The organism is Williamsia sp. Y712, from assembly GCF_059445525.1.
In genome coordinates this window covers 383438-399797 of the sequence record NZ_JCAIUN010000001.1, presented here as the reverse complement: position 1 = coordinate 399797, position 16360 = coordinate 383438, and the positions used below count along the sequence as shown (strand labels likewise).

General features: G+C 64.9%; 13 protein-coding genes. 6 read left to right on the top strand and 7 right to left on the bottom strand.

What is annotated here, in order from left to right; genetic code table 11:
* Positions 1-15: 15 nt before the first annotated feature.
* Entirely contained in the window at positions 16-444 is a 429-nt protein-coding gene (locus tag AC1D75_RS02030) for a DUF6632 domain-containing protein (protein WP_495513651.1), read from the top strand.
* On the opposite strand, the gene AC1D75_RS02025 is transcribed toward AC1D75_RS02030, so the two are convergent.
* Positions 395-793: a VOC family protein gene (locus tag AC1D75_RS02025; protein ID WP_495513650.1), complete on the bottom strand. Its 399-nt coding sequence runs from the start codon at positions 791-793 to the stop codon at positions 395-397. The two genes, AC1D75_RS02030 and AC1D75_RS02025, sit on opposite strands and share 50 nt — an antisense overlap.
* A gap of 432 nt (positions 794-1225) precedes the next feature.
* On the opposite strand from AC1D75_RS02025, the gene AC1D75_RS02020 reads away from it, so the two are divergent.
* The 3 genes from AC1D75_RS02020 (at position 1226) to AC1D75_RS02010 (ending at position 4175) form a co-directional block, all read left to right on the top strand.
* Positions 1226-2506 carry an HNH endonuclease signature motif containing protein gene (locus tag AC1D75_RS02020; RefSeq protein ID WP_495513649.1) on the top strand — a complete coding sequence of 427 codons (1281 nt, stop codon included), beginning with the start codon at positions 1226-1228 and terminating at the stop codon, positions 2504-2506.
* A 175-nt stretch (positions 2507-2681) separates the two neighbouring features.
* The gene (locus AC1D75_RS02015) at positions 2682-3650 is read left to right on the top strand and encodes a quinone oxidoreductase family protein (RefSeq protein ID WP_495513648.1); all 969 of its coding nucleotides are present in this window, start codon (positions 2682-2684) and stop codon (positions 3648-3650) included.
* Between the two features lie 15 nt (positions 3651-3665).
* Positions 3666-4175 carry an alpha/beta fold hydrolase gene (locus AC1D75_RS02010; RefSeq protein ID WP_495515953.1) on the top strand — a complete coding sequence of 170 codons (510 nt, stop codon included), beginning with the start codon at positions 3666-3668 and terminating at the stop codon, positions 4173-4175.
* A 128-nt stretch (positions 4176-4303) separates the two neighbouring features.
* On the opposite strand, the gene AC1D75_RS02005 is transcribed toward AC1D75_RS02010, so the two are convergent.
* Genes AC1D75_RS02005 through AC1D75_RS01995 form a run of 3 tightly spaced genes read right to left on the bottom strand, consistent with a single transcriptional unit; the run spans position 4304 to position 6191 of the window.
* Positions 4304-4912 (bottom strand): energy-coupling factor transporter transmembrane component T family protein, encoded by a 609-nt coding sequence (locus tag AC1D75_RS02005; protein ID WP_495513647.1) that lies wholly within the window; start codon positions 4910-4912, stop codon positions 4304-4306.
* Entirely contained in the window at positions 4909-5589 is a 681-nt protein-coding gene (locus tag AC1D75_RS02000; RefSeq protein WP_495513646.1) for an energy-coupling factor ABC transporter ATP-binding protein, read from the bottom strand. Before AC1D75_RS02000 ends, AC1D75_RS02005 begins: the two co-directional genes overlap by 4 nt.
* The gene (locus AC1D75_RS01995) at positions 5589-6191 is read right to left on the bottom strand and encodes a biotin transporter BioY (protein ID WP_495515952.1); all 603 of its coding nucleotides are present in this window, start codon (positions 6189-6191) and stop codon (positions 5589-5591) included. Before AC1D75_RS01995 ends, AC1D75_RS02000 begins: the two co-directional genes overlap by 1 nt.
* 178 nt (positions 6192-6369) lie before the next feature.
* On the opposite strand from AC1D75_RS01995, the gene AC1D75_RS01990 reads away from it, so the two are divergent.
* Positions 6370-6729 carry an Rv2640c family ArsR-like transcriptional regulator gene (locus tag AC1D75_RS01990; protein WP_495513645.1) on the top strand — a complete coding sequence of 120 codons (360 nt, stop codon included), beginning with the start codon at positions 6370-6372 and terminating at the stop codon, positions 6727-6729.
* Between the two features lie 26 nt (positions 6730-6755).
* Here AC1D75_RS01990 and AC1D75_RS01985 read toward each other — a convergent pair whose 3' ends face one another.
* A complete protein-coding gene (locus AC1D75_RS01985) occupies positions 6756-7241 on the bottom strand; it encodes an Lrp/AsnC family transcriptional regulator (protein WP_495513644.1) in 486 nt (161 codons plus the stop codon).
* A 124-nt stretch (positions 7242-7365) separates the two neighbouring features.
* On the opposite strand from AC1D75_RS01985, the gene AC1D75_RS01980 reads away from it, so the two are divergent.
* Positions 7366-9663 carry a thiamine pyrophosphate-binding protein gene (locus AC1D75_RS01980; RefSeq protein ID WP_495513643.1) on the top strand — a complete coding sequence of 766 codons (2298 nt, stop codon included), beginning with the start codon at positions 7366-7368 and terminating at the stop codon, positions 9661-9663.
* 68 nt (positions 9664-9731) lie between these two features.
* Here AC1D75_RS01980 and AC1D75_RS01975 read toward each other — a convergent pair whose 3' ends face one another.
* Together AC1D75_RS01975 and AC1D75_RS01970 are read right to left on the bottom strand one after the other, a co-directional pair.
* Complete coding sequence (locus tag AC1D75_RS01975) at positions 9732-13022, bottom strand: arabinosyltransferase domain-containing protein (RefSeq protein WP_495513642.1); 3291 nt, start codon at positions 13020-13022, stop codon at positions 9732-9734.
* Complete coding sequence (locus tag AC1D75_RS01970) at positions 13015-16341, bottom strand: arabinosyltransferase domain-containing protein (protein WP_495513641.1); 3327 nt, start codon at positions 16339-16341, stop codon at positions 13015-13017. Before AC1D75_RS01970 ends, AC1D75_RS01975 begins: the two co-directional genes overlap by 8 nt.
* Between the last annotated feature and the right edge of the window lie 19 nt (positions 16342-16360).

The window sequence follows — 16360 nt, the reverse complement described above, 5'->3', positions numbered from 1 at the left end:
GTCGTGGGGTGCGCAATGGAATCCTCCTACAGTTACAAACTGCTTCGGATCGCGCTGGTCGTCTTCGGCACGGTGATGCTTCTGCTCTATCCGCTGGCGCAGGTGTGGCCGTCGGGGTGGGCGTGGCATCACGGTGCTCCGCACGAGTCCGACTACTTCATGATGATCGTCGGCCTGTATGCGACGCTGGGCGTTTTCCTCTGGAACGCGGCGCGGCGACCGGAGGCCAACATCAGTCTGATCTGGTTCACGGTTTGTTCGAGCTTCGTCCACGCCGCGATCATGGCGGTGCAGTCCTTCGGCAGCGGCCACGACATGGGGCATCTGTGGGGAGATGTCGTGGCACTGCTTCTGGTCGCTGTCGTGTTGTCGGTTTTGTTGCTGTCAGCTGGACTCAGCCGACGGGTTCCCCCGATTGGACCCACTGCACCAGCTGCCAGATGATCCCGTTGGGATCGGAGAACTGGCAGTATCGCTCGCCCCATGGTTCGGTTTCCGGGGCGGTGACGACTTGGGCGCCTGCGGCTTCGATCCGGGCGTACTCGGTGTCGATGTCTTCGACCTCGAACGCCACCAACATGCCCTGACCTGCCGCTCCGGCGATCGACGCCGGCTTGAACGTTTCCAGGCCTGTTTTCAGGAAGACCATGTTGAACCCCGCGTCCGGGTGAGCCAGCGAGATGAAACCGTCGGCGGACATCGCCTCTGTGAACCCGAAGTGATCCTGCGCAAACGACGCGGAGGCCTTGACGTCGTCGACGTTGAGGGACAGTGCAGTACCGGTGATTTTCACGGTGGGCCTTTCGGTTGAGCGACCAAAATAACATCGTATGGTGTACGAGGTTACCAGATTTGCTTCGGTTACCGGTCTGAGCTGGCCTGTCGATGCGTCTTCGGCGGCACAATCGCTGTCTGTCGCGCCACGTGAGCCCAACCTGAGGTGATCCGACCTCGTTTCATTCACGGCGCAGGCGGGGATGACGACGATCGCCGGTTGGCCGAGGATCTCGGGTCGGCATGTCGCACATTCCCGACACGGGTATGTCGTGTGAGGTGTGGGCGAGGCCGGTAGTGGGTTAGTCGGGAGCGTGGATTCACTTTCGTGTCGGACCTCCCCGGTATGATGGCGGGCTGGACCTGCCATGTGGTGAAAAGGGTTGTGTAGCAATAGAATTGCTCGTATAGAACACTTGTGCGAATGGGATTCGGCCGGTAATATTGGGCTATGGACTTCGGGGAGATGTTCGCCAGAATGTCAGATCTGGCAGGGGATGCGGCATTGGTCGCCGGTGATGATGCGCAGGTATCTTCACGAACGGTGGCGGTTGTTCGACTCAATCATGTTGTGGAGCAGATACTTTTCCGTTTGGTCGGCGAGGTCGATAACCGTCGGATCGCACAGAAGAAAGGCGTGGGATCCACAGCCAAGCTACTGCGGGACGCAGGTGTCGCGCCGACGGTTGCGCACCGGTATGTGCGAGTGGGTAAGGCGCTCAGCGACATTCCGTCGATTGCCGATTATGGAATCGACGGACAACTATCTGGTGAGCATGTGGATGCAATTGTGAAGGGGCTACATCATATTGAGCGTCGCAATCCAGAACTCCCGGCTACTGACCGGTCTGACTGTGAGCGCGGACTACTGACCGAAGCGTTGATGGGGACGCCGGCGGCGGTGTCGCTACGGGCACGGCATATCGCGTTGGTGTTATCGCCGCCTGACAAGGAGATCCCGGACGCCGAAAACCATGACCTGAACGAGTTGTCATTCGGGACCGGTGATGACGGCCGCACCCACGGCACCCTCGACTTGGATAGTCTGCTCGGCGAAAAGCTGGCGGTGGCACTCGATCCACTGTGCACACCGGCACCCGAACCCGACGGCTCACCGGATCCGCGGAGCACAGGCCAAATCCGGGCTGATGCGCTGGAACGATTGCTGGATTCGTATTTCGATCAGGAAGACCGACCCACCCGCGGCGGGGCGAAACCACATGTGACGGTGACAGTCTCACCTGAATATCTACAACATTTGCAGCTGCGCGGCATCCCAGGCCCCACACCGCCGGCCATGGCACCCAAATTCGAATGGACCGGCCCCGCCTCAGCACCCACCGCCCAGATGGTGGCCTGCGATTCAGTGATCACCAAGATCCTGCTCGACAGTGAATCGGTACCGCTCGATGTCGGCCGCGACCAACGCACCGTCACCCCCGCGATCCGCAAAGCGTTGATCGCCCGCGACCATGGGTGTGCCTTCCCCGGATGTGGCTGCCCCGCGGTCTACACCGACGCCCACCACATCGACTTCTGGCGCAACGGCGGCACCACCAGCCTGACCAACATGGTCCTACTCTGCCGCCGACACCACCGCTACATCCACCACCACGGCTGGACAGTGTTCCTGGGTCGCGACGGACATCCCTGGTTCATCGCACCCGGCAGCGCCACCGAACTACGATCCCACGCCCGCCGCACCCTGACCACCGACCTCACCGCCGCATAAGACGACGAGACACCAAACCGCAAGACCGAGCAACACAGGCTGAACCCTGTGTACTGCATGACCTTTGACAACTTCATAGTGTGACGGCATTGGTGCAGATGCCCATATCGGGTGCCTCGCGACGTGAGCCGCGTACGCTGTGGGACACATCGATACGCGAATCGAGGTGCGGTCCATGACAACCATGCATGCGGCTCTCGTCACGTCGTTTGATGAGCCTCCGCATTTTCGGGAGTTCGAGGTTCCGGCGGTTCCTGGGCCGGATCATCAGCTTGTTGACGTCCTCGCTGTGGGACTACATCCGCGAGTACGGTCGGGTGCTTCCGGAAAGCACTACACCAGCACCGGAGAATTGCCGATGATCCCGGGTGTCGACGGCGTCGGCAGGCTCCCGAGCGGCGGCACCGTCTTCTTTTTGGCCGATGGCAAGATGCCGGGGCCGATGGCAGAGAAGGCTGTGATCGATATGAGCCGCACGATCCGGCTGCCGTCCGACGCTGACATCCTGCAGGTTGCGGCCGGAATGAATCCGGCGATGTCGTCCTGGGTGGCACTGCGCAGTCGGGTATCGATGCAGTCGGGCAGCACGGTGATGGTCTTCGGGGCAACCGGCAATGCCGGTTCGATGGCAGTGCAGGTGGCCAAATTGCTCGGTGCTGCACAAGTGATTGCAGTAGCGCGCAACCGGTCTCGCCTCGAGGAGCTCAAGAGCCTCGGTGCCGACGTACTCGTTCCGCTCGCTGCGGATGGGGCCGAGTTCGGTGCCGAGATCGCTGCCGCCGGTGAGGATGTCGACATCGTCCTCGACTACCTCTGGGGTGCGCCTGCGCAGCAGGCGATGACGCCGCTCATGATGGGTCGCGACGACCGCAGCAAAGCACTCGACTGGATTCAGATCGGAGCTGTCGCGGGTGCGACCATCGAGCTTCCGTCGACGACCCTTCGGGCGTCGAATCTTCGAATTCTCGGCAATGGTCAGGGTTCGGTTTCCCCAGCCGGATACATGGCAGAACTCCCGTCCCTCGTCGACGTGATCAGCGCCGGAAAACTCGAGATCAGCGTCCGTGCTCAGCCGCTTGCGGAAGTCGAAAAAGCCTGGGCGAACACTGATTCCAGCAGAACTCGGACCGTTCTGGTCCCGTGAGGAGTGTTTGTGACGATGTGGCTTCGGTTCATCCACGGTGCAGGCGGCTATTTCGACGACCGTGAACTGGCAGACGGTCTCGGCGCCGCGGTCGGTGCGGCTGTGGACATGCCGCACATCCCCGAAGACGACATGTCGTTCGAGGCGTGGGCGGCCCCGGTGCGGCGCATGGTTGCCGAGATTGGTGCGGGGGATCTGTTGATCGCGCATTCCTTCGGCGCGTCGGTGCTACTCCGGGTGCTGGCCGAGGAAGCGCGGCCGATCCCGTCCCGGGCGTCGCTGCTGGCGATGCCGGACTGGAGTCCGGCGGGATGGGACGTCGAGCAGTACGCGTTCGACGGCCCTGAACCGGCTCAATCGATTTCGCTGCACCACTGCCGCGATGACGAGGTGGTGCCGTTCACTCATCTGGCGATGAACGCGGCGCGGCTACCCTCGGCCCGGGTCCACGAGCATCCCTCTGGTGGGCACCAGTTCCTCGGCGTGGTCGACGCGATAGCCGCGGACGCCCTGGCCCGGTGGTGACCGCGGTATCAGGGAGCGTGTCAAGGCCTCGGCACGAGCATGTGCCGGCAGTGCGGAACCCCTTGTCTTCCAGAAGTTTCGTGAAGTTTCGGAGGTAGGGGCGGAAAGGTGGTTGCGGTAGACCGCTGTTACTGATCGAGCCCGCGGGCCGACAGCGCATCGGCGAAGTGGTCGGCGGTGTGTAGTGCACCCAGAACCACCGGTACGGCAAGCCGATGAGGCATGAACTTCAAACCTCTCGCGCGACGGGCCTCGTCGACATGGGTGACGAGTTCGACCATGAGCGGAATCGACCGAATCGCAAGGGCCAGAACCAGAGCCATCCGATCGGGCCGGAATCCGAATCGCCGCAACGGCATGAACATGCGCGTCAACGCGGCCAGCATGTCCATGGTGCGGGTGGTCAGTGAGACCGCGACGGCCAGGGCCACCGACAGGATCATGACCCCGCAGACCACCAGTGCTCGCTCCCAGGTGGCAAAGATGAGCTGAAAAGCGAAGATCATCAACACAACCCAGAACAACGGCCGCAGCGAGGCCAGCACGACCCGCATCCGCAACCGGGCGACCACGAACACCGCGGCCACGAGGACGATCCCGAACGGCAATCGCTCCGGGGTGTCGATCAGGGCGGTCATCGTGATCACCACAACACCGAGGGCAAGGAGTTTGAATCCCGCGGGCAGGCGATGGATGGGCGAGTTCCCGGGTTGGTAGACGCCGAGTGCGTTGCTCACGCCATCAGCGTTCGATAGTGCGGGATGACTTCTCCGGGCGCGCCGTCGGCGACAACGCGGCCGTCGTCGATCGCGATCACCCGGTCGAAATCTGACAGCAACTCGAGGTCGTGGCTCACCACGATCAGCTGCTGCTCCAAATCGGCGAAGACGCCGCGGATCATCGCGCTGTTGCGGAGGTCGAGCAGCGTGGTGGGTTCGTCGGCCACGATGATCGTCGGTTCGGCGACCAGTATCGACGCCAACGCCAACAACTGCTTCTGGCCACCGGAGAGCTTTTGTGCGGGATGGTCGGCGTGCCCGGCCAGCCCGAATCGGGCGAGCACCTCGCCGACCCGTTCGGCGACCTGTGCCTTCGAGAGCTTCCCCCGCGACAACGACAACGCCACGTCTTCGCCGACGGTCGGCATGATGATCTGGCGATCCGGATCGGTGAAGACGAACCCGACCTCTTTGCGGATCGCGCGGGTTTTGCGTCGGGTGTCGAGACCGTTGACCTCGACGGTGCCGCTGTCGGGGATGACCAGTCCGTTGATCATCCGGGCGAGCGTTGATTTCCCGCTGCCGTTGGACCCGACGATCCCGATCCGCCGCTGCGTCAACTCCAGGTCGACGTCGCGAAGTACTGCTCGATCTGCGTAGGCGTGACTGACGCCTCGGAAGGTTATCCCCGTCATCACCGTCGCATCAGACGCAGCGGGGTGATCAGCCCCGGATATCCGCGATGAACCTGCCGGGCGACGAGCGCGGTGGCGGCGGCCTTGGCGAGGTCGCCGATCACGTAGATGCCATTGGTGCTCAGTGCGGCCCACCACGTCATGTCGGCGCGGATCATCAGTCCGATGGTGCCGAAGAGGTAGATGACGCCGAGTCCGCCGATGACGTTGATGACGAATCCCGGGATTACCCGGTACCTAGGCATCATCGCTGCGGTCAAGAGGCCGATGACGATGACCGCGGGCAGCCAGCCGATGAAGAATCCGGCCGTCGGGGAGGTCAGCGAGACGAGTCCGGTGCGGCCGCCGGCCAGGATGGGCAGTCCGCAGATGGCGAGTGCGCTGAAGATGAGGACCGCGAGCGCACCCTTGCGCCAACCCAGGATGGCGCCGGCAAGCATGACCCCGAGTGTCTGCAGGGTGATCGGCACGCCGCTGCTGCCCAGCGTGATCGTGCCGGGTAGGCCCAGCGCCGCGATGAGGGCCGCAAAAACAGCCGCCTGCGCGAGATCGCGCACGGTCAGGCCGACGGCGATCCGGCGTGGGCGCCCGTCGATGGGCATGGTCGTATCTGATGTCACGGTGATACCTCGCGCTGTGGGACGCCGGATGCTGCATCCGGGGTACGTCAGCTCCGAATGAATGCGATTTCGGTGGTGATACTACGGATCGGCGTGGTGTCCGGTTTCCTGACCGTCACCTTTTAGACATATGTCACGAATCGAAGCTACTGTGGAAAACATGCCCAAGGCGCTGCCAGTTATCGACACCACCTCGCCGATCTGCTGTGCGCCGGTGTCCGCGGCCCCGGTGAGCGATGACGACGCACTGGAGATCGCGCTTCGACTCAAGGCGCTGGCCGACCCCGTCCGGATCAAGTTGATGTCGATCCTGCTGACTGCCGACAGCGGTGAGGCGTGCACGTCGAACCTGGCCGCCCTGCTCGGATTGTCGGAGGCGACGGTCAGTCATCACCTTGGTCAGCTCAAGAAGGCGGGCATGGTGCAGTCGTCGCGGCGGGGCATGAACGTCTTCTACGCCGCGCACCCGGATGCGTTGAACGCCCTGCGTGGTGTGCTTGATCCCGATTGCTGCCGCTGACGGCCGAGCACGAAGCGGCACGGCCGTCAGCCGTCGGAACCTTCGAAACGCCGTAGGAGCGGGTCGAGGCGGTAGTCCACGAGTCTGCGCATCACCAGCGACGTCATCGTTCGCTCGACACCGTCGATGTCGAGCACCTGGCCGGCGATTCGATAGAGGTCGTCGGCGTCCCGCGCGACCACCTGGACCAGCAGATCTGTCGCGCCGCTGAGTCCGTGGACCTCGACGACCTCGGGGACGGCATCCAACGCCTCGGCGACCGCGGTCAATTCGCGCTGCACAACGCTGGTGAGGATGAACGCGGTCATCGGATAGCCCAGTGCCGCCGGATCGATGCGTCGTTCAACAGACCGCAGCGCACCGCTCGATTCCAGCTTCGCCAGCCGGGACTGCACCGTGTTGCGCGACAACCCCGTCTGCTCGGCCAACGACAAGACGGTTGCCCGCGGCTCGGCGGCGAGGGCACGGAGCACCCTCGCGTCGATCGGGTCGGCCTGGTGACCGTTGCTCATTGTGCCTCCGCTGAGAACCATCGAATCCGTCGTGGTGTGCAAAATGCATACTCTCACGGCGATTGGTTGCGCAGAAAGTCTGTGCGTGATGCAGTCGAACAACATCTATGAGTAGGAGCAACTGATGGACGAGCGGGACCTCGGATCGCTGGCGGACGTCGAGCAGCGGGTGCTCTGGCTTGCGACGTCGATGATTCACCACGCCAACCGGGTCAGGCCGAACACGTCGGGACTCAAGGTCGGTGGCCACCAGGCCTCATGCGCGTCGATGGTGTCGATCATGACCACACTCTGGTTCGACCAGCTGCGTCCCGGAGACCGGGTCTCCGTCAAACCCCACGCCTCGCCGGTCCTGCACGCCATCAACTACCTCCTGGGTGAACTCGGCGAGTCCTATCTGACCCGGCTCCGGGAATTCGGCGGCCTGCAGAGCTACCCGAGTCGCACAAAAGATCCTGATCCGGTGGACTATTCGACCGGATCCGTCGGCATCGGCGCGACCGCACCCATCTGGGGCGCAATGGCCCGGCGATATGTCGAGACCACCTTCGGCGGTGCGGGCAAGGGCAGGCAGTACTCGCTGGTGGGTGACGCCGAACTCGACGAAGGCGCCGTGTGGGAGGCGATCCTCGATCCGTCGGTCGCCGAACTCGGTGAAGTCGTCTGGATCGTCGACCTCAATCGTCAGTCCCTGGACCGGGTTGTCCCGAACATCGCCGCAGACCGCCTGGAGAAGATGTTCGACGCAGCCGGCTGGCAGGTGATCACCGTCAAGTTCGGTGCCCTGCTCGAGGAACTGTTCTCGCGCCCGGGCGGGCAGGCGCTGCGAACACGGATCCTGCAGATGCCCAACCCCGAATACCAGCGGCTGCTGCGCTGCCAGGCAGACGACCTGCGCACCCGCCTGCCCGGTGACGGGCCGGAGGCCCAGGCGGTGGCCGACCTGATCGCCGGCCTCGACGACGACACTCTCACCCGGGCGATCCGCAACCTCGGCGGGCACGATCTCGACGCATTGCGCAAGGCGTACAGCGAGATCGACGACACCAGGCCGACGATCATCATCGCCTACACGATCAAGGGTCACGCGCTGCCGACCGAAGGGCATCCGCAGAACCACTCGTCGCTGCTGACCGTTCCGCAATACGACGAGCTCGCCACCGGTCTGGGAATGGACCCGGCCAAGCCGTGGGCCCGGTTCGACGACAATTCCGCCGCCGGCCGGCTCTGCCGCGAAACCGCCGCCGCGCTGCACCGCGACAACACCACCCCGAATCTGCCGCCGCAGGTTCCCGCCGACTTCGGGCGCACCCCGTCGGGAACCTCCACCACCCAGGCGGCACTCGGTCGTACACTTCTCGATCTCAGTCGTGAATCCCCGGATGCCGCACAGCGTGTGGTGACCGTGAGCCCCGATGTCAGCTCCACCACCAACCTCGCCGGATGGCTCAACAAGGTGGGGGTGTGGTCTCCGGGGGAACGTCGGAACTGGTTCGACGACGACTCCGAGACGATCATGCACTGGCGGGAACGCCCGACCGGGCAGCACATGGAACTCGGTATCGCCGAGACCAATCTTGTCGGCCTGATGGGTGAGCTCGGTGCCACCTGGAGTCGTTGGGGCGAACCACTTTTCCCGATCGGCGTGATGTACGACCCCTTTGTGGAACGGGCACTCGAACCCTGGTCGTACGGAATCTACGCCGGCGGACAGTCGATCCTGGTGGGCACGCCCTCCGGTGTCACCCTCGCGGCCGAAGGCGGTGCCCACCAGTCGATCAAGACGCCATCGATCGGACTGGAGCAGCCGGGGTGTGTCAGCTACGAGCCGGCGTTCGCGATCGACGTCGAGTGGATCCTGTTGTCCTGCATCGGCCGCCTGGGCCGGACCGACGGAAGCTCGTCGTACCTGCGGCTGTCGACCCGCCCCGTCGATCAGCGCCTGGCAGCGGTCCCGACCGATCCGGCGGCCCGGGAACGTCGCCGCCGGCAAGTGGTGGCAGGCGCCTACACGGCACGCCATGTCCCTGATCCTCAGGTGACGCTGGTGGCAATGGGCGCGATGATCACCGAAACCCTCACGGCGGCAGATCGACTCGCCGACCAGGGGATCGCCGCCGAGGTGGTGTGTGTGACCAGCCCCGGACTGCTCTTCGAAGCCCTACAGGCCCGCCGTGGACACGGAGACGCGTCGACCTGGATTCTCGATCAGGTCTTCCCGGCCGAGCGGGCCGCGCCGATGGTGTCAGTCCTCGACGGGCACCCGCACACCCTGGCGTTTCTGCAGACCATCAATCAGGTCCGCGGAATCTCGCTCGGCGTCAGCCGATTCGGCCAGGTCGGCACCCTTGACGACGTGTACAGCTATCACGGTATCGACACGGACAGCATTGTCCGCGGGGCCCTCGACCTGACCTCCTGACCCCGATGATGTGGCCTTATGGCGATCAAAAGCCCAGGTGGGCAACGCCATAAGGCCACATCATTGGCTCAGTAGCGGGCGCCGCGCATCGGGGCGGGGTCATACAGCCCCGAATGCGTGGTCGATCCGATCTCGAGTTGGGCGGGCTTGGCCTCGACGATGGGGGTGAACTTCTGCAGCGAACCCCAATCCCGGCCCCAGTTGTTCCGCATGTACGACGGAATGATGGTGGGCCGCAACATCGCCTGAGTGATGCCGAGTGGTCCGCCTGCGTCGCCGGACATCCATGTCTGGGTGCTCTGGCGAGTTGCCTCGGCGTCCGGCAGGATGCGCCACTTCGGCACCTCGATCACGCCGTACTTCACCGCCATCGGCTGCTGGCATGGGAATGCCAGAGCAGGTAGCCAGTCGATCAGCACCGGATCGTCGTGGCCGACGAGCTTGTCGAGGGTCTCCATCTGCGTGATGCGAGGAGGCGTGAGCGCCAGCCACTGATCAGGGGCAGCAGAGGTGTCCGCAGCGATCACGCGCACCACAGAAGCCCCGGCGGGGGCATCGCTGAGCGGGAACCGCAGGTTCCGCCAGATCGGCTGCTCGCCGGTGTCGATCGGACCCATCTGGCCGAGCGCCACAACGGTATTGCCGGGTCCGGGCCGCCCGAACTCCACAACCAATTTCTGGCCGGACTGGACGATGCCGTCACCGTCGACGGCCTCGATGCGCCCGGACGCCGACAGCGTGAGCAGCGGTGAGTCCGCATTCGGCGCGGGCATCTGGTACCAGGCCGAGGTGAGGGATCCACCGGAGGAGCCGTAGCTGCCCAGGACCGGGGTGGTCGCCGGATCGAGGCCGAACGGCAGTCGGACCGTGGAGCCGTTCACGCCGAGAGCGCCTTGGCCACCGCCGGTTCCGGCTTCGTCGGCGTCGTCCGTTTCGTCGGCGCCTGCCCCGGTCTGTGCGGTGTTCAGGGCGGCCGCCTCCGTCGACTCGGTGGCGTCCACGGACAGGTCACCGGGTACCCCGTTCGGGGTGAAGCCGGTCATGTCGGTTCCGGCGAGTGCTTCACCCGGGGTCAGATCGACCTGACCGGCAACAGATGCCGGCTGCAGCAGCCCGGTATTCGGATTCGGCTCCACCAGGACGTCGTCGGCCATCGCGCAGATGTCACCTTGCAGTGCAGCCACATTCGAGTTGAGCCACGAGTAGCTGTCACGTTGTTCATATGCTGCCTTGGCGAACGACAGCAGCATGAACAGGACCACCAGTCCGGAGATGACCGGCATGGGGGAGAACGCGAATCGGTGCCAGAACTTCGAGCCCTCGGTGCGCTGTTCGGCGTCGACGTAGTCATCGCGGAAGTGCTGGTACAGGCCGACCAGGGTGGTGACGACAGCGACCGCGAGGATGATCCACGCGACCCGGATCCCGGCGATGGCCGGCGGCCGATCCCACCATGGGATGCCGTAGCTGCCCACGAACCACCAACCGTTGGTGCCGGCAAAGGACAGTGCCGTCACATAGAGCACGGCAGCGGCGAAGAAGGTTCGATTTCGCCTGCGCCGCAAGATCGCCGGGGCCATCATCGCGCCGGCGGCCGCGGCGAGCGCGGCGCCGATACCCGCATAGACACCGAGGTGATGGGTCCACTTGGTCGGGGTGAAGGCGAGGAAGAAGATGAAGCCGAAGACACCGGCAACCAGACGCCAGGTGGGTCCCTTCGGGATACCCATCGGTGTCCGGCGACGCAGCAGCATCAGCAGCACGACCATCAGGCACAGGAAGGCCATCAGGATGCCGAACCGCCTCGACAGTGTGCCGTCGGCGGTCGGCAGCATCAGGTAGTAGTACCGGACCGGTTCCTGCCACCATTCGAGAGTCGGTCCGACCTCGGTGGCGACTTCCGACGACGTCAGAATCGTCGCGAGGGTCTGATCGGCAAAGATGTTGTACAACACCGCGGTTCCGGCCGCCAGGATCGGTACCAACAGTGGCAGTAGGCCGTCACGGCCACGGCGGGCCATGATCCGGCGCAACAGCGGGCGGATGCCGGCGAGCAGCAGCGCCACGGCCATGAGACCACCGGGCGCCAGCGCCAGGGTGAACGACGCGATGATCGTCGCGACCGCCAGCGGAAGCAACCGTCCGGTCGCGATGGAGCGGTCCACCGAACACCAGGTCAGCAGGGCGCCGACCGCCAGTGCGGGTTCGGGGCGTAGCCCGTTGTTGTACGGCAACCAGATGGCCAGGAACACAAACAACGCCGACCACAGGGCCGGGGTCGAATGCCGGACCGTGCGGCCCAGTCGTGGGATCACCTCACGGGAGATCAACCACCAGCCCAGAAGCCCGAGCAAGAAGGAAGGCAGACGCATCCACGGTGTCGACAAACTCACGTGGGTCATGGCCGAGATCACCTGGTAGTGCCAACCGAACGGATCTTGCGGCACACCGAAATAGCGGTAGTAGTTGTCGACGTATCCGGCTTCGCTCGCGATGCGTCCGACCGTGAAGTTGTAGCCGTCGTCAGAGGTGTTGGCCCCCATCAGCCACCACAGCGCCAACGTGGCGAACACCACCACGTCCGAGACGCGGATCGTCCACCAACGCCTGGGTAGGAATCGGTGATGTCCGCGACCGTCACGCGCATCGAGCAGTGCCAGCGCGATCAAGGACAGGACGGTCATCACGATGCCGATGATCATCGCCGCGAACTTCAGGTTTGTCGGGGTGGTGACGAACCTGGTGTCGATGGTGGCCGAGAACTCGAGGCCCTGCGGCGAAACGCTTTGCGGCAGTCCGGTGAAGACGCCGACGATCTGCGGGCGCAGGTTCGGATCCGGCACATCGAACGAGAGCAGACCCTCCGTGCCGCCGTTCACGATCTCGCCGTAGGCGCGCTGCCCGTCGGCGTTGAAGGTGATCCGACAATCCGGATTCGACTGGGCCGCAGCGCGATCCACTGTCAGCAGCACCACGTCACGGTCGGTGACGGTGATGCGCTCGGACGTGGCGCGGATGAACAGGCCTCGCGACGTGGCGTCCTGTCCGCCAGCAGGCAACGTCGAGAGCAGTACGCCGCCATCGGCGGGCAGATCGGCAGCGGTGGAACAGGGTACGGACACCCGCATGTCGACCGGCACAAAAGAGACCAGCGGTGCCGAGACATTGGTGACCTGGTTGTCCTGTGGCCAGTTGAGTTGCGCGGTGGTCTGATTCACCGGCATCAGCGGGCTGAGGCAGGCCAGGAGGAAGCCGATCAGGCCCGCCACCACGGCAACAATCTTGACGTTCCGGTAACCAGGGCCGGCAAATCTGCCCACTGACCCGTTTCTACTGATGATGCTCGCCTTTTCACTCATTTTCTTGCGGCACCACTCTCAGCGGACCGGTCCGCGACCAGCCCCATTTTGTTTCGGTACCGGTGATGATGTTCGCCTCCGGGGCGTCGGGCACCAGCGGGATCAGGACCTCGAGAGATCCCCACGAGCGGTACCAGTCGTCGTCGAGGTAGGTCGCAACCGTGTCGGCGCGGGTGACGGCTTCACTCACACCGAGCGCGCCGCCGTCTTCGGCCGCCTGCCAGGTCTTCGACTGCGACGCGGCCGTGGTGCGGTCCGGCAGGATCCGCCACTGCGGGATCTGGGCGACCCCGTCGGTGATGGCAAACGGGCGCTGACACGGGAACTGGCTCGCCACCGAGAAGTCGATCAGCGTCGGCGCCTTGGATCCGACAACCTCCTGCAACGTGCGCAGCTGCGGTGCCCGCGGTGGGGTGATCGCCAGCCACTGCTTGTTGTTGACGTTGTTGTCCTTGGCGATGATCCGCATGCCGGTCGCCTCGGTGGGTACCTGATCCATCGGGATCACCAGGTTGCGCCACGGCCGGTTCGGCTTGTCCGGACCCGGGTCGATGGGACGGATCTGCGCTCCGACATCGACGAACGTACCGTCGGCCTCTTCGATGCCGAACTGGATCTGCAGTTGCTGCCCGAATGTCATGACGCCCTCTTCGTTGAGCGTGAGGACCGGTCCGGCGGCGCTGAAAGCGAGGATCGGAGAGGCGTCGCGGGCCGGCAGTTGATACCAGTCGGTCATCAGTGTGGCCTCGCCCGAGTCGTATCCGTAGCTTCCGAGCACCGGCGTGGTGGCCGGGTCGAGTCCGAACGGCAGGGCCACCGTCGAACCGTTGACCGTCTCGGGGCCGTATCCGCCTGCGATGCCCGCGCCCGATCCGGAGACGACGAAGGGTTTGTTGAAGCTGGCCGAGACGTTCATCTGTCCGGGGCGGGCCGACCCGGCCTCGGGTGTGAGGCTCTCCGCCACGCCGTCGGGTGTGAACCCGACCGGATTCTCGCCGGCGAGGGCATCAGAGACCGAGACCCCGTTGGCGGGCGTCAGCATGCCCTTGTTGGGGTCCTGCTCGACCAGAACCGCGTCGGCCATCGCGCAGCTGTTGCCTTTGAGGGTCTCGAGGTTGGCGTCGAGGACCGTGTACGCGGGGTACCGGGAGAGTGCGGCCTTCGCGAACACCGCAAGCATGCAGATGACCATGAACCCGGCGATCAGCGCGATAGGGGAGGAGGCCAGGGTGAGTCGGCGACGGTCGGCCTTCTTCTGGGCCTCGTCGCCGGTGTGGACCAGGCCCTTGTTCTGCACGAAGTCGTGGCGCAGGTGTTGCCAGACGGCGACCGCAGCGGCGACGACGGCGAGGATCAGGAAGATCGTCGAGACCTCACGTCCGGCCAGGACGGGTGCTTTGTCGAACCAGGAGATTCCGAAGTTGTAGGCGAACGGCCAGGAGTTCTCGCCTGCCATCGCCGCGGCCATGGCGAACATGAGTCCGGCGACGAACACGGAGAGGTTCCGTGTCGATCGGGCCGCGGACTGGGCGACGGCGACGGTGGCCGTGGCTGCCAGTGCCGCTCCGAATCCGGCGAAGATGCCGAAATGGATCGTCCACTTCGTCGGGGTGAACATCAGCAGCAACAGCGTGACGAGGGTGGCGCCGAGGACCCGCCACACCGGACCCGGATCGATGGCCCGAATCTTGCTGCGGCGCAACATGACCGCCAGTGTCACGAATACCGATGCCAGCAACAGGAGTAGCGGCACCCGTCGGGTCAGCCCGCCGTCGGGCGTGGTGACGGTGATGAAGTAATAGCGCAGGTATTCCTGCCACCACGAGATCGTGGGGCCCACGATGTAGCGGGTGCGGACCGCGTCGAAGACCGTTGCCAGCGTCTGATCGCGGAACACCACCAACACCACCAGGGAGGCAGCGGCGATCGACGGCGCGGCAAGGGCGGCCAGGTTCACCCAGCGACCACGGGTGGTGGTGGCCGATTCGCGACTGCGCTCGATCACGATTCGCAGCATCGGGCGGGCGCCGACGATCAGGACGGCGATCGCGATGACACCCTGCGGGGCCAGTGCCAGCGTGAGGCCTGCCACCATCGCCGCCAGTGCGGCGGGGAGCAGGCGCCGGGTGGCGATGGCCTGCTCGACGGCCCACCAGGTGAGCAGCGAACCGAGGATGATGATCGACTCGCTGCGCAGGCCGCTGGCGAACGGGAGCCAGAACGCGGTGAACACCGTGGCTGCCGCCCAGACGGCCCAGGCACTGCGGCGCACCCCGGCGCCCAGTCGCGGCAGGAGCACCCGCGAGAGGATGAACCAGGACGCCAGACCGGCCAGCAGCGAGGGGATGCGCATCCACAGACCGGACGCCGACACCTCCGACCAGGCCGCGAGGAACGAGTAGTACCAGTCGAACGGGGCCTCGGCGATCCCGTAGTAGCGGTAATAGTTGGCCAGGTAGCCGGCTGACTCCGAGGCCCGGCCCATGTTCAGGATGTAGCCGTCGTCAGGCGATCCGGCGCCGAGGAAATGCCAGATCAGCAGCACAGCGGTGACGGCGAGGTCGCTGGCCCGCGGGCGCAACAGCCGCTTCCACGAACGTTTCCCGATGCGGCGGTGGTAGCCGTCGATCCGGTCCAGCAGGGCCAGGCACACCAGTGAGATCACGATGGCGATCAGCCCGAGGACCAGGACGATGGTCTTGATCGCGGTCGGGGAGCTGTCGAAGCGGTTGTCGACGGTGGTGGTCGCCGAAAGGCCTTGTGCAGCAGCTGCTTCCACGTCGCCGGTGGACAGGTCGGTGAACACGCCGTCGAACTGCGGACGCGAGTCGATCCCGAGGAGGCCTGCGGGACCGAGCCCGACGAACTCGGCACCGGCACCGGTCGGCGTCGACCAGACGTGTAGCTCGCGGCACTGCGGGGTGTCGATGGCGCCGCGGGCCGCGGATGTCGCCAGTTCGTTGCGGAACACCACAGAGACGGAGTTCGCCGATGCGTTGACCACGAGTGCGTTCTGGTTGTAGCGCTCAGCCCCCGGCGGCATGGTCGCCAGGACCAGTCCGCCACCTTCTGGCAGCGTCCCGATCAACGAACAGGGGATGGTCGCGTCGAAGGCTTGCGGGGTCTGCGCGATCAGCGGTGCGGTGACCGATGCGGTCTCGGAAGAAAGCTGCTGGCCGGTGGGCCACTCGATGGTCGCGGTCGACTGTTTGACGGGCAGCAGGGGAGAAATCGCGCAGAACACGATCCCCACGAGACCGGCCACGATCGCGACCAGGCGGACTGTCCCCGCACTGGGGAGGTGAGAGGACACAGGCACGAGAGACGATGGTATTGCA

What these genes read in the sequence shown, in the direction of transcription:
- AC1D75_RS02030 (WP_495513651.1), top strand. Translation starts at nt 16, where the DNA reads ATGGAATCCTCCTACAGTTACAAACTGCTTCGGATCGCGCTGGTCGTC.
- AC1D75_RS02020 (WP_495513649.1), top strand. Translation starts at nt 1,226, where the DNA reads ATGGACTTCGGGGAGATGTTCGCCAGAATGTCAGATCTGGCAGGGGAT.
- AC1D75_RS02015 (WP_495513648.1), top strand. Translation starts at nt 2,682, where the DNA reads ATGACAACCATGCATGCGGCTCTCGTCACGTCGTTTGATGAGCCTCCG.
- AC1D75_RS02010 (WP_495515953.1), top strand. Translation starts at nt 3,666, where the DNA reads ATGTGGCTTCGGTTCATCCACGGTGCAGGCGGCTATTTCGACGACCGT.
- AC1D75_RS02000 (WP_495513646.1), bottom strand. Translation starts at nt 5,589, where the DNA reads ATGACGGGGATAACCTTCCGAGGCGTCAGTCACGCCTACGCAGATCGA.
- AC1D75_RS01995 (WP_495515952.1), bottom strand. Translation starts at nt 6,191, where the DNA reads ATGCCCATCGACGGGCGCCCACGCCGGATCGCCGTCGGCCTGACCGTG.
- AC1D75_RS01990 (WP_495513645.1), top strand. Translation starts at nt 6,370, where the DNA reads ATGCCCAAGGCGCTGCCAGTTATCGACACCACCTCGCCGATCTGCTGT.
- AC1D75_RS01985 (WP_495513644.1), bottom strand. Translation starts at nt 7,241, where the DNA reads ATGAGCAACGGTCACCAGGCCGACCCGATCGACGCGAGGGTGCTCCGT.
- AC1D75_RS01980 (WP_495513643.1), top strand. Translation starts at nt 7,366, where the DNA reads ATGGACGAGCGGGACCTCGGATCGCTGGCGGACGTCGAGCAGCGGGTG.
- AC1D75_RS01975 (WP_495513642.1), bottom strand. Translation starts at nt 13,022, where the DNA reads ATGAGTGAAAAGGCGAGCATCATCAGTAGAAACGGGTCAGTGGGCAGA.